The 16,957-nt window shown below is 63.7% G+C and carries 18 protein-coding genes and 1 pseudogene; 1 reads left to right on the top strand and 18 read right to left on the bottom strand.

All coding sequences use genetic code 11. The features are described 5' to 3' along the window. Position 1: 1 nt before the first annotated feature. The 15 genes from ACAty_RS04585 to ACAty_RS04515 all read right to left on the bottom strand — a co-directional run bounded on the left by ACAty_RS04585 (position 2) and on the right by ACAty_RS04515 (position 13,544). A complete protein-coding gene (locus ACAty_RS04585) occupies positions 2 to 1,687 on the bottom strand; it encodes an NADH-quinone oxidoreductase subunit 5 family protein (protein WP_004871276.1) in 1,686 nt (561 codons plus the stop codon). 120 nt (positions 1,688 to 1,807) lie between these two features. Next, a complete protein-coding gene (locus ACAty_RS04580; protein WP_004871273.1) occupies positions 1,808 to 4,171 on the bottom strand; it encodes a nitric oxide reductase activation protein NorD in 2,364 nt (787 codons plus the stop codon). A 71-nt stretch (positions 4,172 to 4,242) separates the two neighbouring features. Then, a complete protein-coding gene (locus tag ACAty_RS04575) occupies positions 4,243 to 4,464 on the bottom strand; it encodes a hypothetical protein (protein WP_004871270.1) in 222 nt (73 codons plus the stop codon). Continuing rightward, positions 4,461 to 5,084, bottom strand: a complete 624-nt coding sequence (locus ACAty_RS04570; protein ID WP_004871267.1) for a nucleotide-binding protein — start codon at positions 5,082 to 5,084, stop codon at positions 4,461 to 4,463. Before ACAty_RS04570 ends, ACAty_RS04575 begins: the two co-directional genes overlap by 4 nt. Beyond that, a complete protein-coding gene (locus ACAty_RS04565; RefSeq protein WP_004871264.1) occupies positions 5,081 to 5,365 on the bottom strand; it encodes a hypothetical protein in 285 nt (94 codons plus the stop codon). Before ACAty_RS04565 ends, ACAty_RS04570 begins: the two co-directional genes overlap by 4 nt. Continuing rightward, positions 5,362 to 5,805 carry a ferritin-like domain-containing protein gene (locus ACAty_RS04560; RefSeq protein ID WP_004871261.1) on the bottom strand — a complete coding sequence of 148 codons (444 nt, stop codon included), beginning with the start codon at positions 5,803 to 5,805 and terminating at the stop codon, positions 5,362 to 5,364. The genes ACAty_RS04565 and ACAty_RS04560 overlap by 4 nt, the downstream gene beginning before the upstream one ends. A 14-nt stretch (positions 5,806 to 5,819) precedes the next feature. Then, entirely contained in the window at positions 5,820 to 6,158 is a 339-nt protein-coding gene (locus tag ACAty_RS04555) for a BMC domain-containing protein (protein ID WP_038471671.1), read from the bottom strand. A gap of 123 nt (positions 6,159 to 6,281) precedes the next feature. Beyond that, positions 6,282 to 6,578 (bottom strand): BMC domain-containing protein, encoded by a 297-nt coding sequence (locus tag ACAty_RS04550; RefSeq protein WP_004871256.1) that lies wholly within the window; start codon positions 6,576 to 6,578, stop codon positions 6,282 to 6,284. Positions 6,579 to 6,620: 42 nt separating this feature from the next. Then, positions 6,621 to 6,917: a BMC domain-containing protein gene (locus tag ACAty_RS04545; RefSeq protein WP_004871254.1), complete on the bottom strand. Its 297-nt coding sequence runs from the start codon at positions 6,915 to 6,917 to the stop codon at positions 6,621 to 6,623. 30 nt (positions 6,918 to 6,947) lie between these two features. Beyond that, positions 6,948 to 7,184 carry a carboxysome peptide B gene (locus tag ACAty_RS04540; RefSeq protein ID WP_226047700.1) on the bottom strand — a complete coding sequence of 79 codons (237 nt, stop codon included), beginning with the start codon at positions 7,182 to 7,184 and terminating at the stop codon, positions 6,948 to 6,950. An 18-nt stretch (positions 7,185 to 7,202) separates the two neighbouring features. Next, positions 7,203 to 7,454 carry a carboxysome peptide A gene (locus ACAty_RS04535; protein WP_004871250.1) on the bottom strand — a complete coding sequence of 84 codons (252 nt, stop codon included), beginning with the start codon at positions 7,452 to 7,454 and terminating at the stop codon, positions 7,203 to 7,205. Then, positions 7,451 to 9,022 (bottom strand): carboxysome shell carbonic anhydrase, encoded by a 1,572-nt coding sequence (locus ACAty_RS04530; RefSeq protein WP_004871247.1) that lies wholly within the window; start codon positions 9,020 to 9,022, stop codon positions 7,451 to 7,453. Before ACAty_RS04530 ends, ACAty_RS04535 begins: the two co-directional genes overlap by 4 nt. Before the next feature lie 52 nt (positions 9,023 to 9,074). Next, positions 9,075 to 11,684: a CsoS2 family carboxysome shell protein gene (locus ACAty_RS04525; protein ID WP_226824282.1), complete on the bottom strand. Its 2,610-nt coding sequence runs from the start codon at positions 11,682 to 11,684 to the stop codon at positions 9,075 to 9,077. Between the two features lie 69 nt (positions 11,685 to 11,753). Continuing rightward, positions 11,754 to 12,086: a ribulose bisphosphate carboxylase small subunit gene (locus tag ACAty_RS04520; RefSeq protein WP_004871240.1), complete on the bottom strand. Its 333-nt coding sequence runs from the start codon at positions 12,084 to 12,086 to the stop codon at positions 11,754 to 11,756. Between the two features lie 39 nt (positions 12,087 to 12,125). Continuing rightward, complete coding sequence (locus ACAty_RS04515) at positions 12,126 to 13,544, bottom strand: form I ribulose bisphosphate carboxylase large subunit (RefSeq protein WP_004871237.1); 1,419 nt, start codon at positions 13,542 to 13,544, stop codon at positions 12,126 to 12,128. Between the two features lie 123 nt (positions 13,545 to 13,667). Here ACAty_RS04515 and ACAty_RS04510 point away from each other — a divergent pair. Next, a pseudogene (locus tag ACAty_RS04510) lies at positions 13,668 to 14,575 on the top strand (LysR substrate-binding domain-containing protein). Here ACAty_RS04510 and ACAty_RS04505 read toward each other — a convergent pair. The 3 genes from ACAty_RS04505 to ACAty_RS04495 are packed head-to-tail and all read right to left on the bottom strand — an operon-like array spanning position 14,572 to position 16,950. Beyond that, positions 14,572 to 15,225: an HAD-IB family hydrolase gene (locus ACAty_RS04505; protein ID WP_226047701.1), complete on the bottom strand. Its 654-nt coding sequence runs from the start codon at positions 15,223 to 15,225 to the stop codon at positions 14,572 to 14,574. The pseudogene ACAty_RS04510 and the gene ACAty_RS04505 sit on opposite strands and share 4 nt — an antisense overlap. A 58-nt stretch (positions 15,226 to 15,283) precedes the next feature. Then, positions 15,284 to 16,291 (bottom strand): tRNA dihydrouridine(20/20a) synthase DusA, encoded by a 1,008-nt coding sequence (dusA, locus tag ACAty_RS04500; RefSeq protein ID WP_004871225.1) that lies wholly within the window; start codon positions 16,289 to 16,291, stop codon positions 15,284 to 15,286. Further along, entirely contained in the window at positions 16,288 to 16,950 is a 663-nt protein-coding gene (locus tag ACAty_RS04495; protein ID WP_004871224.1) for a YidH family protein, read from the bottom strand. Before ACAty_RS04495 ends, dusA begins: the two co-directional genes overlap by 4 nt. Positions 16,951 to 16,957 lie beyond the last annotated feature (7 nt).

Below are 16,957 nucleotides of genomic sequence, written 5' to 3'. Positions count from 1 at the left end.
GTCAGCACCATCCCAGCCAGACATTGAAGCGACGGGACCACTGCAGGAGGATCTGACTGGCGCGCTGATAGAGGTCGGCAACGTACAGTTCACGGGACAGGAGCGCATACACGCCAAGGTACCATCCGTACCAACGCCCGCCCGGGCGCCTTCCCCAGTCGAGACTCTCGCGGAAAAAGGTCAACATCCAGCCGCCCACGAAAATGAAGGCGAGCAGCAACGCCAAAAGATCGAAGGACAGGTGCTGAATACTGGCGGCTTCGTAGAGGCGCAGACTTTCGGCCCGATCGGGATAGAGAAAGTCGCCAAAGTAATGGCTGATGAGGGTGTAGCCGATGACGATGATCACAAAGGAGACCAGAATACCGCTCATCAGCCGCCACGGGTCCTTCTGCGATAGCTTGTGGGCGGCAAACAGGGCCTGGGCACCGGTCACCCAGCCAAAGAACAGCAGGATGATGACGCCCTGCTCGTAAAAAAGGCGTTCCGCCACAAAAAAGTGCGATAGACCAATGACGATGACCGGCACCAGTACCGTCAAGGAAGCCGCCACCAGCCAGGGCAGACGCGATGGCTTGATGGGCCGCCGCTCCACCACCGAGGTGTAGACGGGATCCGGCGGCACGCCATCGCGCTGGCGCGCCTCACCGATGACACCACCGGACCCGAGAAACAGGGAGGCCTTGAAGAAGCCGTGGGCGATGAGGTGAAAAACCGCCAGAGGGAAGGCACCCAGGCCGCATTCCATGACCATGAAGCCCATCTGCCCCATGGTGGAGTACCCCAGGGACCGCTTGATATCGTTCTGGATGAGCATGAGCGCCGAACCCACCACCGCTGTGACGAGCCCCACGAAAAAGGCCCAGTGCAAGGCCCAGCCCGCATGCTCATACAAAGGCGCGAAGCGGTTGAACAGGAAACCCCCAGCATTGACGATACCCGCGTGCATGAGGGCAGATACCGGGGTCGGTCCGTCCATGGTGTAGGGCAGCCAGGTGTGCAGAAGGAACTGCGCCGACCGGGCGAAGGCGGCAAGAGCTAAAAGAAAACCGCAGAGCTCCGGCACCGGCAGACCCCAGAGCAGCACATGGGGATCCTCGCCGATGCGCGCAAAAATGACCGGCAGCGACACGCTATGGTAGCTCTGGATGAGGATGAGGGCGGCAAACCAGAGCGGCACGTCGCCCACCCGGTAGGTGATCTGGGTCCAGAAGGCATAACGACCGGCCGCCGGACGCGTCGGATCGTGGCCCAGCAGAAAATAGAGCACCACACCCACCAAAAACCACGCGATCACCAGGCTGATGAGATCCCCCGCCGCCACCATCAGCAGGATCACCGCCGTCATGAGATCGAGCATGGCGAAAAAGCGCGGGTAACCCGGTTCCTCGACCATGTAGCGCACCGAATAGACGTGCACGATGAGGCTGATACCCGAGACGAAGGTCCACAGGATGAGGCTCAGGGGATCCAGCCACAGGCTGCCCCAGAGGCCGGGAGAGTGCAGGAGCACATCTTTGGCTCCCCAGAGGTGGCGACCCAAAAAGAAGGCGGCCAGCAGGAAAGCCAGGGTCAAGGTCGCCACACTGACCCGCGCGGCCGCCTTCTTGCGCCCACGCAGAAAGGCCAAGATCGTAAGGGCCGAAAGCAGGGGCAACAGCGGTATTACCAGGGCAATGGAGTCCATCCACATCCTCCTGTCGTTCCGGACCGTGCCGACAGCGGCCCACGCCAAAGCTATGCTAACCAGCGCGATACCTAAGGTAAAGCAAAAAGAAGTTAATGATACCTTTTATAAACGTAAAAACTATTTGGTCATCGCCAGATACAGTTGCGGGAGTCGCTCGGGCAGACGGTCTATATGATCCAGAACCAGATAGTTGCGCGCACCGAAGATACGCGAGACGTATTCGTCCGCGTAAGGGTCCAGGGACAGACAAAAGGTCCGAATTCCGCGACGCGCCAGCTCTTCCACCGCTTTTTTGGCATCGAAGCGCAGGTACTGGGGATCCCGTACGTCGTTATCCGAGGGCTCGCCATCGGTCAACAACAGCAACAGTTTTTTCTGACTTGGCTGCTGATCCAGCAGGTGGCCCGCGTGGCGCAGGGCAGCACCCATACGGGTGGACAACTGACCCGTCATGCCGGCCAGGCGACCTTTGACCTTGTCGTCGTACTCCGCGGCAAAATCCTTGAAGGTATAGAACTCCACATCGTGGCGGCCGTTGGAATCGAAACCGCAGAGCATGAAGGGATCACCGATACGCTCCAGTGCCTCGGCCAAAAGTACCGCCGCCTCCCGCGCCAGCTGCAGCACCGTAACGTCGCCCTCGCTGCGCGAACGCAGGCGGTCGTTGGTGGACTCCGACAGATCGATGAGCAGCAGCACCGATAGATCGCGCGTGTGCAGACGGGTGCGGATCCCGATGCGCGGATCGGGCTGCTGCCCCATGCGGATATCCGTAAAGGCGAGGACCGCGGCATTGATGTCGATCTCGTCGCCATCCTCCACCTTGCGCTGGCGAATGACCCCTTGCGGTTGCACCGCCTCTATGAGTTTCTTGAGTCGCTGCACCAGCGGCTTCTGCGCTTCCAAAAAGGCATGGATGACCTCGGGGTCGCCCATCTTTGGCCGTTTCTCGTAAAGCGTCACCCAAAGCGGCCTCTCCAGTTGGGTCTGATAGTCCCACTCCGGATAACTCACGGGCTGGGAGACCGGCGCCTTGCCCTCGCGCTCGTTGAAGGTCGTCCCGTCGTCGTCAAAAAATTCCGTGGCCAGCACCCAGATTTCCTGGGCATCGTCCCCCGCCGTCTCGACGTCGACGGCGTTGATCATCTCCATGAGGCTCACATACTTGCGCACCTGGGGCGGGCCTCCGGCAAGGATATCGCCCAGCTGCGACGCCGGCGCCGTCCACAGATAGCGGTTGTCGTCCCGGTATAGGATAGCGCCGTCATCGCCGTATCCGGGGAGCTCCAATCCGGCCTCTGCCGCCGCCGCGGCAAGCTCCTGAGCGCGTTGGAGGATCTCCGTATAGCGGGCACTGGCATCCTGGGGCTGTGCGGCGAGCAAGGCGGCAAAGGCCGAGCGGGCGCGGGCGACCAGGGGGTGGTCATCGCCGTAGTCGGGGTCCAGCAAGGCCAGGGCACAGCGATCGAGGACCGCCGGGAAGGCGGCCTCGCGCTCACGCTCCTGTGTTGCCGGCACCTGCAGGAGGCGCTGCCACAGGGGCAGGAGTCCGGGAAAGCGGGCCATGGCTTCCCGTTCCACCCAGGCATCTTCCAGCAAGCCGATCCAGAGCTTCTGCTCCGCCGGCGCGAGTTCCAGACGCAGGTCGTATTGGGAAAGCACCACATGGGCCGCCGCGTGGGCAACGGCGGCGCGAAAAAGCTCCAGGGCCGTCACCCGCTGCCCATGGGCATTCTCCCAGTCGTCGTAGGCGTCCGGGACGTGGATGAAGTACTGCTCGATGTAGGGTCGATAACCCTGGCGCGTCTCGAAGTCACCGGAGGTGGGACGCAGAAAGAAATCGCGGCCCCAGAGGGCGCGCAGATACATGATCAGGCGCCGCTGCACATCGATGAACAACAGACCGCGGCGCTCCTGCTGCAGTACCGCTCGCGACTGCTCGCTCTGCAGCCCGAAATACTCGGCCTGGGCGGCAAAATCGTTGCGGTAGGCGGAAATCCCCCAGGCGGCCCAACGACGCAGACCGCCCAGGGTCATCTGCTCCAGCAACGCCTCGATCTTCCCGAGCATGGGACGGACCCCGCGCGGCGCCTGTGCCAGAAGCTGATCCAAAAGGAGCAGATAACCACGGAAGAGCTCGATCTCCCCCAGACGGCGGGCAACGAAGGGAGCGCTGGAGAAGAACAGCGTCAGGACCTCGGCGCTGGTCTTGGAAAACATACGGATGGCCGCCGACAGCATCTCGAACACGGCCTGCTCGCCGATCTCCCGCGCCACCTGCGGGGCGCTCTCGATGTAGGCGAGCACGAGGTCGCTACCCCGCCCCAGGGCCTTGAGGCTGACGGCACCCTGGAGATAGGCTTCCAGCGCCGAGTGACTGAAGACCCGCGCAGCCTCATGCCACTGCGAGGCCAAAAGCTCGGCGGCGTGATCGCCAAGGGCTTCGAGGATATCGGGATAATCCGAGAGTTGGATGGCCATGGCCTAAGCGCGATGCACGAGCGGGAAGCGGCGAGCCGCCGACGCCGCTGTCGGTGCCACCAACGAGGCCATCAGTCCGGCCAGATGCGCGGCGGGTTCAGGCTACGGCCACCCCCCGCATTGAGATCCTCCACCTCGACACGGCCTTTGGCTGGCGCCTTGCTCGACGCACGGGTCGTCGTTGCCGGTTTCACTGGCGCTGCTTCTGCCGCCTTGTCCGAGGCCGCGGTCCGGGTACTGCTACGCCGTGGACCCTGCATACTGGCACTTAGCTTGTCTTCCAGACTGCTCATTTCACGATCTCCTCGATGAGGCTTTCCAGCTCCGCCTGCGCGGCACTGGCGCGCTTACCCATGTGATAGACACTCAGGCCCTCCAGGGCCGCACTGCGATAGACCGCGCGGCGATGCAGAGCCGCCTGCAGCACCGGCAGACCCAGTTCGGCGATGGCCACCTGTGCTGCCCGGGAGAGCGCGCTCTGCGCCTCCACTTGATTGAGGACAAAGGCGGCGCGCAGACTCGGACGCCGCTCCTGCTGCTCCCGAATCCAGTCCGCACTGCGCCGACTGGCCCACAGATCCAGGGGCGAGGGCAGGACCGGCAGCAGCACGAGATCGGCGCCAGCCACGATCTCCGCCAGCTCTTCCGCCTCCAGGCGCGGGGCGCAGTCGGTGACGACGAAGGCATATGGACCGGCATCCATTGTCGCGCCCCACTCTTGCACCGTGACGGCGATGCCGTCCCGCCCGGACCACTCTGCCCAGTACGCCAGGCTCCCCTGTGGATCGGCATCCAGCAGCAAGGTGGCGGCCCGCCGACCCAGGCCCATGGCAAGATTCCACGCCAGTGTCGTCTTGCCGCAGCCGCCCTTGCCGTTGAAAACCGCAATCCGCAGGACAGCTCCGGAAGTCACGCTTTGCCCCGGGCGCTGCGCTCGCACTCCTGAACCGCGTTGACCAGCTCGCGTCGCGGCCCATCCACCGCGTCTTCGTCGAACTGGATGGATACCACCACGTAGGTCCGCGCAAAATTGAGATTGGGATAATAGCCACAGGCCTCGGAGCGCTCAGCGAGACGATCCAGAAAATCTCGGGTCTCACCGTAGTCCGCAAAGTCCAGCCGCCGGTTCCAGGCCAGGGGGCGCTTTTGCAGCTCCCAGCCTTCGGGACAGGATGCACTGGCCTTGTCCGTCATCTTCCACCTCCCGCGCCGAGCCCGCCCAGGGTCTCCTGCAGATGCTGCAGATGTTCCTGTTCGTCCCGGCATAGCCGCGCAAAGAGGGCCGCAGATTCCGGATCGCGCAGACGGTTGGCCACCGCCTCGGCCTCGGCGTAGAGCTCCACAGCCCGCCACTCGAGCTCCGCATCCTGCTGCAGCATCTCCCACAGATCCCGACCGGGGCGCGGCGGGCGTAGCTGCGCCGCGTTGGGCGCCACACCCAGCAGCAGCAGACGCTGACTGAGCAGATCGGCATGACCCAGTTCTTCCCGCGATTCCTCCCGAAAGTTCTGGGCCCAAGCCCCTTCACCCCACAGCGTGCAGAGGCTGGCCTGCGTCAGATACTGCTGGATGGCCGTGAATTCGTGATTCAGGGCCTGTCCCAAAAGACCGATGATGCGTGGATGATTGCGCATCCCGAGCACCCCGATCAGCTGAGATTGCCGGTCACATCACCGTCGCGACCGCTTCCCTCGGCACTGGGCGCCTTGGGCAGGATGTGCTCCACCTCGGAGTGCACGCGGGCAATGATGTGCGCCGCCACCAAACCGTCACCCACCCGCTCGCAGGCATCGGCACCCGCGCGTACCGCCGCATTCACCGCACCCGTCTCACCACGTACCAGCACGGTGACGTAACCGCCACCCACAAACTGGCGACCAATCAGGCGCACTTCCGCCGCCTTGGTCATGGCATCCGCCGCCTCGATGGCCGGCACCAAACCGCGGGTCTCGATCATACCCAACGCAACGCCTGTAACAGCTACCATCTCACTCTCCTCGTGCGTGCACCGCTGGGTGGCACGCAGCGCAATGGGTGATCCACAACCGGTCTTGGGATACAGGCCCCATGGTCGTGCACCGGGCCCTTCTCCCTGCCCTGGATCCCACCATCAGGCGGTGGGTGCCTTGGGCAGGATGTTCTCCACCTCGGAGTGCACGCGGGCAATGATGTGCGCCGCCACCAAACCGTCACCCACCCGCTCGCAGGCATCGGCACCCGCGCGTACCGCCGCATTCACCGCACCCGTCTCACCACGTACCAGCACGGTGACGTAACCGCCACCCACAAACTGGCGACCAATCAGGCGCACTTCCGCCGCCTTGGTCATGGCATCCGCCGCCTCGATGGCCGGCACCAAACCGCGGGTCTCGATCATACCCAGTGCAATACCCGTTACATCTGCCATTTTCCGATCTCCTGTTCGTCAGTCAGCAAATTTTGCCAAGGCTCAAGCGCTGGGCGCCTTGGGCAGGATGTTCTCCACCTCGGAGTGCACGCGGGCAATGATGTGCGCCGCCACCAAACCGTCACCCACCCGCTCGCAGGCATCGGCACCCGCGCGTACCGCCGCATTCACCGCACCCGTCTCACCACGTACCAGCACGGTGACGTAACCGCCACCCACAAACTGGCGACCAATCAGGCGCACTTCCGCCGCCTTGGTCATGGCATCCGCCGCCTCGATGGCCGGCACCAAACCGCGGGTCTCGATCATACCCAGTGCAATACCCGTTACATCTGCCATTTCCGTCCCTCCTGTCCAGACTGCAATGCCTTACGGCTCCCAAAAATCGATGATCCCGCCAATGGTGAGATCCGTCAGTACTTCAAAATCGCCTTGCGCATAGCGTGCCGCCGAACCCGACACCGTGAACACCCACTTGCCCTCCGGCACCCCCACGGGGTCCGTGGCCACACTCAATTTGCCGCTGGCATCCGCCAGCACCCGCAACGAGCTTTGCTTGAGTCCGGGGATACGGCGGGTGACCACCAGGTCCGATACCACGCGCATGATCTCCACGATGGCCCCTCAGCTCGGATCCCAGTTATCGATGATGCCGATGATGGTGAGGTCCGAGGGGTATTCCTTGCTGCCTGCCGCCTCCCGAGCTGCCGAAGAACCGACGCAGATGACCCAGTCACCCGGAATGCAACCCACCGAATCCACCGCCACGGAACGCGGGCCTCCCTCCTTTTCCTGCACCACGAGCAGCGGACGATGGCCCATCTCCGCAATCCGGTTGGTAGATACCAGCGTTTTTTCCACACGCATGATCTTCATCGAAGATCCACCTCTTCCATGGGACTCCCCAGGGGCAGGTCTTGAATCCCGCCCCATAGGATCAAACGATCCGTCTCCACCAGGCTCGCGTAGCGGTTACGCAAGGCCGCCGCCATGCGCTGCACCTTGCGCTCCACCCGCTCACGACTACCAGGCACACGGCTGTCGAAGCGATAACGCAGCGCCATGGGGATGGGCAAACCTTTCTCCAGATTGAGTTTGCGAAAGATCTTGATACCCACATCCAGGTCCGCTGCGCCCTCCTCCACCGTATCGACGTGGGCGTAGTAGGCAAGGTTGCGCACCTGGACTTCCTGAAAGCCATTGCCCACGCCGATGAAGCGCTCTGCGTGCCCGCCGTCGCCGTACCAGCCACCATAGTACTCGCCAACATACTCGATCTGGCTCATATTGTTGATGAGCAGGGTGGCTATGAGCCGGCGCATACCATCGTGGGGCATGCCCTCGCCCTTACCCCAACCATCGCTGGCGCTAGCGGCACGAATGGCCTCGTACACCGCGAGCCGGGCCTGATCGGCGTCGAGGCCCAACGTATGCCTATAGAGCTCCGCATTGTCTACGTAGCGGTGCGGACTGAGGTCACCGTGCGCATCGGGAATGTGGATGCGTATGGCATCGGTATCGGTGTCCACGCCAATGAGCAACAGGTCGGTACTGGCACCGCAGCAAAAGGCATTCTCGATGGCCATGCGGAACTGGTAGAGCCGTTCCAGAGCTGCCTCGATGGCCGCATGCAGGTTACTACCGTGGGCGGCACAGCCTTGGTGCTGCGGGTCCACGGAACTGCCGTGGTAGACCGCGATCTTGAGATAGCGCGTCTGGGCATCGGCCGTAGTGGGATAGCCCTCACGAAAACGCCGTAATTCAGCCGCCTGCCAGTGGCGCACGTCTTCCTCGATATCAAAGAGCGTCCCGGCAAAGGCACTGCGCGACACCAGTGGCGAATCGGGCAGACGCAGGATGAAGGGGAACAGCCCCTTGAGCCGGCCATCGGCACAGGCCGATACGTTGAGGGCGTGGAAGCCACAATCCACGAGGAAGGCGTCCAGGTTCTGCGCTGCCCGAAGCTCCGTCTGGATCCGCGCGCCGAACTCGCACACCGCCCGTTCGAGAGCCATGAAGGTCCCCTCGGCGTAGAGCCTACCCAGTTCCGGACCGCGTACCCAGGCCCGCTCCAGAACCTCCTGCGGAAACTCAAAGCCCAACTCCTGCCGTGCCAGTTGCTGTGCCTGTTCGGGAAAATCCGGACCCCGCCCCAGAGCAGCCATGGATTTCAGGGCCGGAACGATGGCATCGAAACTGCCCTTGACGCTTTTCTCGATCTCTGCCAACCGCGCGTTCTCTGAAGGCTGCACCAGGGCATGCCGACAACCACGTTCGGGCAGACTGGGGCAGGCGGCGTGCTCGAGCCCGTGGGCAAGGGCGTGGGCCGCTCCACTCGGGAACCACGATGGCGTCGGCCGTCCCATCCCCATTCCGATGGGGGCGGGTTGGCGCGCGCCGTTGGCCCGCGCTTGCCGCAAGGCAAAGGCTTTCCGGGTGTCCATGCTCAGATCCGTCTACCACGGCGGACGGGCCGGAGGGCGGCGACTCGGGAACTCATCCGCGCGCTCCTCCCGAGTAGGTCACCGTGGACCCCTTGCGCGAGTTACCGCTGCTGCCGGTAATCCGACTATCGGGCACCGGAGCGGCCAACTCCTGTCCCTTGTTGATCGCCGCCGCCATCACACAGCTGCGCAGAGGACCGCGCTGGGTGAGGTTGCGCCCTCGCGCCCAGGGGCCTTCCGTGCCAGTGACCCGTTCGTTACGACTCCAGTCATCGCCCGTGACCCGCCAGGACCCAGCGGCCGGTGCCGACACATCCTCCTGGGGAACGGGCAGGGGCTGCGGTGCCCGAGCAAGCTCCGTGCCGCTGCGAAACTCCGGTGTGCCGGTGATGAGACCACGACCGAGATTGACCGGGCCCGTCACCTTGCCGCCCGTACCGGTGTTACCGGTGATTCGGCTACGCCCCTGACGGGCCGGGGTCACGATACTGAAGTCCGAGGCACCCACCTCCGAGGCCGACGGTGACACCGGAGCCGCTGGCGCCGGGACAAAGCGGCGACTGGCCGGCGCAACCGGCGCAGGCTCGCTACCGGCGCTGGTACGACTCGCGGCAAGCTGTTCTTGCAGCGCCGCAAGGCGCGCCTCCAGATCACGCATGCGCTCCTGGCAGGAACAGCCGGTACAGCCGGACGCGCCGGGGTGTTCGCTGCCGCTTTCGGCCGCTTGGCTCTGCATGGGATTCACGACCTCCTGTCCGGTCCGTTCTTCCAGCTCTTCGCCACTGTAGGGGGTGCCGCTGACAACGCTGTTGGCGCCGGCTTCATTGCCGGTAACGGCCTCATCGGGCCCCATGGCGGGTCCCGTTACCCACTGACCTTTGCCCGTGCGGCTCAAAACGGTTTTCGGCGCCTCGGGCTGCGGGGTGCTTGCGCATTGGGCGTAGTGCTCACGCCCGTAGTACTCTGTTCCGGTGACGGGCCAGCACCCTCCACGCTCGTCACCGGTCGTTTTTGGGAGGCGATCCATCCCGGTACCGGTCATGACGCTACCACTGAGGCTCGTCATGGCATGCACCTTATCTACACCGCCCCCGCACAACTGCGGATTGCTGTAACCGGTTCCCGTAACCCGGGCACAGCTGCCGGGCTCGTTGCCCGTGACCTTTTCCGACCGATCCACAAGATTTCCGGTAATCCGCTGTCCATGCTGCGTACTGGACACCTCCACCTTGGGCGGTTCCGTCGGCTCTGGGCGCGTGCGACAGAGCGTCTGGAAGGTCTCGGTACTGAGGTACTCCGTGCCGGTTACGACACGGCAGGTACCGGGCTCGAGACCGGTGATCTTCGGACTGCTGTCCACCGCCGTACCCGTGACCACTTCGCCTCGGACCGTATGCGTTTCACTGACCTTGCGCGGAGCCGCCTTGCCATTGATGGTCATCCGGGCGACACCGGTTTCGGCATACTGGGAGCCGGTGATGCGGGCATTCGCGCCGGGCTCGGACCCGGTCACACGATTGATTCGCGCCTCGTCCGATCCGGATACCGGCAACTGACGCTGCTGGGAATGTCCAATGACGACCTTCTCCGGCCGCGGGGGCAGATCGCTGCGGCAAAAACTCTGGAAATTCTCCAGACTGAGATACTCCGTACCCGTCACCGTCTTGCAGCTGCCGGCCTCGTCACCGGTAACGGCAACGGCGCGACCGACCTGCGTTCCGCTGACCCCGAGACCGCGACTGGTGCGTCCCACACCCACCTTGGCTGGGTTGGCGGAGGGCTGGGTAGCGCAGAAGCGGGAGTACTGTTCACTACCCACGTATTCCGTACCGGTGATGACCCGACACGATCCCGGCTCATTACCGGTGACGGCGGGGATCCGCTCCACCTGGGTGCCCGTCACTTCGCTCCCGGCCAGGGTGGTACCCACCTCCACCTTGGCAGGCACCCGATACTTGCGCGAGCGCTGCTGCCCCGTGGGCTTTGCCGGAGGCAGGGCACCCCGCCCCTTCTGCGCCAGTTCCTGCCGATGGAGTCGGGCGAACTCGTGGGCGTTACCCGTCTCGAGGTAACGCAGCCGTGCGGCGGCGGAACTCAATCCGCGCATCACCGTCAATGCCACCTTGCCGCGCTGCGCCAGGGACTGACGCCGCGCCTTGCACAATTTACGCACGGAATTCTGCCGCCAGCCAAAACTATCGGGCTGGGCCTCACCCATTTCGCAGACGGCGTCCAAAAAGCGCTCTTCCACACCTGGGACCAGGGGTGGCACGGTTTCGCGAACCGAATCCGCAGCACCGTCGCCCACCGTGTCCGCAGCGCGCGGAACCGGATTGGCCGCCGCGCGCTGACCGCGGTGGCGCCGACGCTGCTCGGGATCCGACCAGCACAGGGCGCCAGCACAACGCTGTGCCCGGTGTTGCTGCGCACGCTCCCGTCCGCCCGGCTTGGCCGCCTGCAACTGCGGCTCCACTCGGAGATCGGCGTCGGCAGGGCCCGAGGGCACCACCGGTGTCACGGCCACCGTCGGCTGAACTTTGGGCGCTGCTGAAGGGCGCGCCCCTTCTAGCCGGCCGTGCTGCTTACGCAGGGCCTGCTCACGCCGCCTTTGCTGGGCCAGCGCACGGCCCTGCAGACGGCCTCTTGCGGATGAATCAGACATGATGCCCCCTTTCTGGGCAGCGGGCAGACACCGCGACGGTAGATCTACCCGCGACCCCTACCTGTGACCTCAGGAACCGCGATAGACGACGAAAGACAAACCCTGACTCTGGGTGTAATTGTCGTAACCGATGAGACGGATCAGGTGGTTCGGGTACTCGCGCCGGCAGGCCTCCAACTCCGCCAGGACGGCATCGACATTGCGCTCGCCGAACATCGGCAGCTTCCACATGTACCAGTAGTAGGTAAAGGGACGGTTGGGCTCGATGTGTTCCACCGCCGGATTCCAGCCCTGGGCGATGATGTACTGGATCTGGGCCCGCACCTGCTCCGCGGAAAAGGGCGGCAGGTACGAAAAGGTCTCATACCGCCGGACCTGCTTGTATTCTTGCACTTCGGCCATGACAAACTCCTTCCTGACTAGCTAGGCGAATGGGGACAATCAGCGGTTCTGGACGTCGAGCTTGTCGACAGTGTCGAACTCGAACTTGATTTCCTTCCAGGTCTCCAGGGCGATCTTGAGCTCAGGGGAGTGGCGCGCCGCATTCATGAGCACCTCCTTGCCCTCCTTCTCGATCTCCACCCCGCGGTTACGGGCCTCGACGCAGGCCTCCAGGGCGACACGGTTGGCCGCCGCGCCAGCGGCATTGCCCCAGGGGTGGCCCAAGGTACCGCCGCCGAACTGCAACACGGAATCGTCACCGAAGATGTTCACCAGAGCGGGCATGTGCCAAACGTGGATACCGCCCGAGGCAACGGCAAATGCGCCGGGCATGGAGCCCCAGTCCTGATCGAAGAAGATGCCACGGCTGCGGTCTTCGGGGATGTAGGATTCCCGCAGCAGGTCGATCCAGCCCAAGGTCGAGGCGCGGTCGCCTTCCAGTTTGCCCACCACGGTACCGGTATGCAGGTGATCGCCGCCGGACAGGCGCAGGGCCTTGGTCAGCACGCGGAAATGGATGCCGTGGTGGGGGTTGCGATCGATGACGGCGTGCATGGCGCGGTGGATGTGCAGAAGCACACCATTCTTGCGACACCAGCGGGCGAGACCCGTATTGGCGCAGAAGCCACCCGTCAGGAAGTCGTGCATGATGATGGGCATGCCCAGTTCCTTGGCGAACTCGGCGCGCTCGTACATCTCCTCCGGAGAGGGCGCGGTGACGTTGAGGTAGTGCCCCTTGCGCTCACCGGTCTGGGCCTCAGCGTTGCGAATGGCGTCGGCCACGAAGAGGAAGCGATCGCGCCAGCGCATGAAGGGCTGGGAGTTGACGTTCTCGTCGTCCTTGGTGAAGTCCAGGCCACCGCGCAGGGCCTCATAGACGGCGCGGCCATAATTCTTGGCCGACAGACCGAGCTTGGGCTTGATGGTGCAGCCCAACAGCGGGCGACCGTACTTGTCCATCTTGTCGCGCTCTACCTGGATGCCATGCGCCGGACCATTGCAGGTCATCACGTAGTGCAGGGGGAAGCGCACGTCTTCCAGACGCAGGGAGCGCACCGCCTTGAAGCCGAAAACGTTGCCCACGAGGGAGGTGAAGACGTTTACGACGGAACCTTCCTCGAAGAGATCGATGGGGTAGGCGATGAAGGCGTAGAAGGCGGTGTCGTCGCCGGGCACGTCCTCGATGCGATAGGCCCGGCCCTTGTAGTAATCCATGTCCGTCAGCAGGTCGGTCCAGACCGTGGTCCAGGTACCGGTGGAGGATTCTGCGGCTACGGCAGCGGCCGCCTCTTCCCGATCGACTCCGGGCTGTGGAACGATTTTGAAACACGCCAGGATGTCCGAGTCCAAAGGCACGTAGTCAGGAGCCCAGTACGTGTGGCGGTACTCCTTGACGCCGGCTTCATATTTACCAGCCATAGATCCCTCCTAAGATATCAATCCAATCGACCTGCGAAACTGCATCCACCAGCGAATGTACAAAGGCCAATACCTAAGGTAAAGTAAAAAGAAGTTAACGTTACCTTTTGGTATAACAAAATCATGTCCCTTCGCCACGTCACCCTGCACCAGTTGCGTATCTTCACGGTGCTTGCGCGTCACCTTAACATGACCCGCGCCGCTCGGGAATTGCACCAGACGCCGGCGGCGCTGTCCATCCAGATCAAGCAATTGGCGGAGTACGCGGGCGCACCCCTGTACGAGCAGGTGGGTAAGAAGCTTTTTCTGACCGCCAGCGGCGAGGCGGTGGAGCGGGCCGGACGCGATATCCTGCGCCGGCTCGAAAGCCTCACCCAGGAACTGGACGCCCATCGCAACGTCGAACGGGGGCTCCTGCGTCTGGCCATCATCACCACGGCGGAGTACTTCGCGCCGCGCCTGGTGGGTGCCTTCTGCCAGGAGTATCCCGGGATCGAGGTGCGCCTGGAGATCGTCAACCGCGACAGCATCCTCGAGCGTCTCAAACAGAATCTGGACGATCTGTACATCATGGGGCAGGTTCCCGAGGGCTTCCCGGGGACGGCGTATCCCTTCCTGGACAATCCCATCGTCCTCATCGCACCCGCCGATCATCCCCTGACCCGGGCCTCGGCCATCGCGCCCGAACGCATAGGCGAAGAGTCCTTCATCCTCCGGGAGGAAGGTTCCGGCACCCGCATGACGGCGGAGAACTTCTTTCGCGAGCGCGGCATTCACTGCGGGTGCGCATGACCATGAGCAGCAACGAGGCGGTCAAGCAACTGGTGGCCGGTGGTCTGGGACTCAGCGTGCTGTCGCGCAACACTGTCGCTGCCGAGGTGGCCGCTGGCGATGTCGCCATCCTCGATGTCGCGGGTTTCCCCATTCGCCGTCACTGGCATGTCGTCCATCGCCGCAACAAACGGCTGCCAGCGGTCGCGGAGCGCTTTCTTTCCTTTCTGCTGCGCGATCGGTCCGAACCCGAGACTTAATCCGTGTCGGCCAGCGGCGGCAGGGCCTGCCCGCGGTGCTGCTGCGGCCCTACCCACACGGCTTGCCTGGCCATACCGAGCATTTCCGCATCGCCGCGGCTGTTACCGTACGCCCAGTGCAGCGACCGTCCGCGCAGAAAATCCTGCAGACGGCGCGCCTTCTCCGGGCCATAGCAATTGGCGCCGCGCAGGCGACCGGTGATGCACCCGGCATCATCCAACTCCAGCTCGGTGGCGATGGTGGCATCGAAACCGGCGGCCGCCGCCCAGGTTTCGGCGTAGAGGCCGAGGGTCGCGGTCACCAGGATCAGACCATGGCCGCGCGCCCGATGCTCCTGCGCGCGCGCCCACACCGGGCCACTCAGCAATCGGGGCAAGGTCTGTTCGGCAAAACGCGCCGCCACCGGCCGCAGGTCCTCCAGCGCGCGCCCGCCAAGACTGCGGCGCAGGACGATCTCCTTGACGGCATCGTTGCGCAGACGCCCAAGCCCATAGGCTCCGAGCTCCGGTAGGCTGCGCAGCACCAGAGCCAGGAAGCGCGGGGTTCCCAGTGCCTCCCGAAGGAAAAAGGGCATGGTCTCGCGCCGGGTCAGGGTGCCGTCGAGGTCGAAGGCTACCCATTTACGGGTGTGGGGGGGTGTTGCGTCCATGGCCGGCGATTCTGCGCCCGGGACCACTGCCCGTCCAGCCCAAGGCGCAGACCTCGAGCTACGCGAGCGTAAGGCCAAACTGGGCCAGGCGCGCGGAGTTTTCCCGAAAGAACTGCGCCGCACTCTGATCCGGTCGGGCGCAGCCCAGGAATTGGCGCCAGGCATTGGCACCGGGCTCACCGAAGAAAAACCCGTGCAGATGGCGGGTCAGGCGCGGTGCCGGTAGCGCCGCACCCCAATCCTCGGTGTAGGCCAATAGGGCCGCGAACACCTCGGCACGCCGCGCCGGCGCCTGCCGCCGCCCCAGAGCAAGCTCCAACTCCGTCAGAAAGAGGGGTCGGTGGTAAGCGGCCCGTCCGATCATGACGCCATCCACCCGTGACCACTGCGCCTCTACCTTGGGCACCGTATCCAGACCACCGTTGAGCTCGAAGCGCAAGCCCGGAAAATCTTCCTTCAGGCGCGCCACCCAGTCCCAGCGCAGGGGTGGAATGGTGCGATTGGCAGCGGGGCTGAGCCCACGCAACCAGGCATTGCGGGCGTGGACGACAAAGTGGCGGCAACTGCCGGCAGCCACCTGGGCGACAAAATCCGCAAGTTGGCCGTAGTCTTCCTGCCGATCCAGGCCAAGGCGATGCTTGACACTGACGGGTAGGCCACTGCCCGCCAGTGCGTCGATGATCTCCCGCACCAGAGCCGGCGTGAGCATGAGGCAGGCACCAAAATTTCCGCGCTGTACCCGGGTTGAGGGGCAGCCTACGTTGAGGTTGACGCCGGTATATCCGTAATCCCGCGCCAAGATCGCCGCCCGAGCCATGGCCTCGGGATCGTCCCCTCCCAGTTGCAGGACGAGGGGCTGCTCCGCAGCGGTGAAGGCCAGATAACGCTCGGGCGATTTGCCCAGCACCAGGGCGCTGGTGTGGATCATCTCCGTATACAGCACGCAGCTTGGACAGATCAGACGCAAAAAATAGCGACAGTGCCGGTCGGTCCAATCCAGCATGGGGGCGACGGACAGGGTCTTGGCCGAGTTGCCCGCGAGCGGCGCCGATACCACGGCGGTCATGCCGAAAAGCCCAGAATCCACAACAGGCGGGTCATCCCCAGCAAGGTCAGCAAGAGCGCCAGACCATAGACGCCATAGATCCAGAAATGCGGGCGATACACCCCGGCCTCCACCTGCGCCAAGGTCGCAAAAAAACTCCAGAAGCCACAGACCAGGGTGATCATGCCAAGACCGATGAAAAAAAGATCCATGCCCGCGAAGGTGCTGGCCAAGGCTATTTTGCGATGCAGGATATACGCAAGCTTGCTGAGGAAGAAATCGAACTTCTCGATGACGAAGCCAAAGACGATGATACTGATGCCCGTGCGCAGCCAGGACAGCAGAGTCCGCTCCGCAGAGCAATAGACGCGAGGATCCTCGACCTCGCGCGCGGCAACCACACCACCACGGTCGACATAACGCAAATCCGAGGCAAAGAGCAGGAATACCGCATACAACAATAATAACGACGGCCAGGTCAAAAGGGTGTAGAGATCATCAAAAAAATGCAGCAAGCTCGGCAAACGCAGAACCAACAACAGAAAGGTGAATTTTTTGGCCAGAATACCCGTGGCAAAGGCTATGAACAGGAACTTGACCAGAGACAAATAGCTCCGCTCCATGCTCAGGTACAGGCGGGGTTCCCGCACCGACGCCAGGGACCGGCGCAGCAGCAGCACGTCAGCG

Source organism: Acidithiobacillus caldus ATCC 51756 (genome assembly GCF_000175575.2).
Taxonomy (GTDB): Bacteria; Pseudomonadota; Gammaproteobacteria; order Acidithiobacillales; family Acidithiobacillaceae; genus Acidithiobacillus_A; species Acidithiobacillus_A caldus.
This window is presented reverse-complemented; position numbering and strand designations above follow the sequence as displayed.

Coding starts and splice junctions, on each gene's coding strand:
- ACAty_RS04585 (WP_004871276.1), bottom strand. CDS start 1,687: ATGGACTCCATTGCCCTGGTAATACCGCTGTTGCCCCTGCTTTCGGCC.
- ACAty_RS04580 (WP_004871273.1), bottom strand. CDS start 4,171: ATGGCCATCCAACTCTCGGATTATCCCGATATCCTCGAAGCCCTTGGC.
- ACAty_RS04575 (WP_004871270.1), bottom strand. CDS start 4,464: ATGAGCAGTCTGGAAGACAAGCTAAGTGCCAGTATGCAGGGTCCACGG.
- ACAty_RS04565 (WP_004871264.1), bottom strand. CDS start 5,365: ATGACGGACAAGGCCAGTGCATCCTGTCCCGAAGGCTGGGAGCTGCAA.
- ACAty_RS04560 (WP_004871261.1), bottom strand. CDS start 5,805: ATGCGCAATCATCCACGCATCATCGGTCTTTTGGGACAGGCCCTGAAT.
- ACAty_RS04555 (WP_038471671.1), bottom strand. CDS start 6,158: ATGGTAGCTGTTACAGGCGTTGCGTTGGGTATGATCGAGACCCGCGGT.
- ACAty_RS04550 (WP_004871256.1), bottom strand. CDS start 6,578: ATGGCAGATGTAACGGGTATTGCACTGGGTATGATCGAGACCCGCGGT.
- ACAty_RS04545 (WP_004871254.1), bottom strand. CDS start 6,917: ATGGCAGATGTAACGGGTATTGCACTGGGTATGATCGAGACCCGCGGT.
- ACAty_RS04540 (WP_226047700.1), bottom strand. CDS start 7,184: ATGCGCGTGGTATCGGACCTGGTGGTCACCCGCCGTATCCCCGGACTC.
- ACAty_RS04535 (WP_004871250.1), bottom strand. CDS start 7,454: ATGAAGATCATGCGTGTGGAAAAAACGCTGGTATCTACCAACCGGATT.
- ACAty_RS04530 (WP_004871247.1), bottom strand. CDS start 9,022: ATGGACACCCGGAAAGCCTTTGCCTTGCGGCAAGCGCGGGCCAACGGC.
- ACAty_RS04525 (WP_226824282.1), bottom strand. CDS start 11,684: ATGTCTGATTCATCCGCAAGAGGCCGTCTGCAGGGCCGTGCGCTGGCC.
- ACAty_RS04520 (WP_004871240.1), bottom strand. CDS start 12,086: ATGGCCGAAGTGCAAGAATACAAGCAGGTCCGGCGGTATGAGACCTTT.
- ACAty_RS04515 (WP_004871237.1), bottom strand. CDS start 13,544: ATGGCTGGTAAATATGAAGCCGGCGTCAAGGAGTACCGCCACACGTAC.
- ACAty_RS04505 (WP_226047701.1), bottom strand. CDS start 15,225: ATGGACGCAACACCCCCCCACACCCGTAAATGGGTAGCCTTCGACCTC.
- dusA (WP_004871225.1), bottom strand. CDS start 16,291: ATGACCGCCGTGGTATCGGCGCCGCTCGCGGGCAACTCGGCCAAGACC.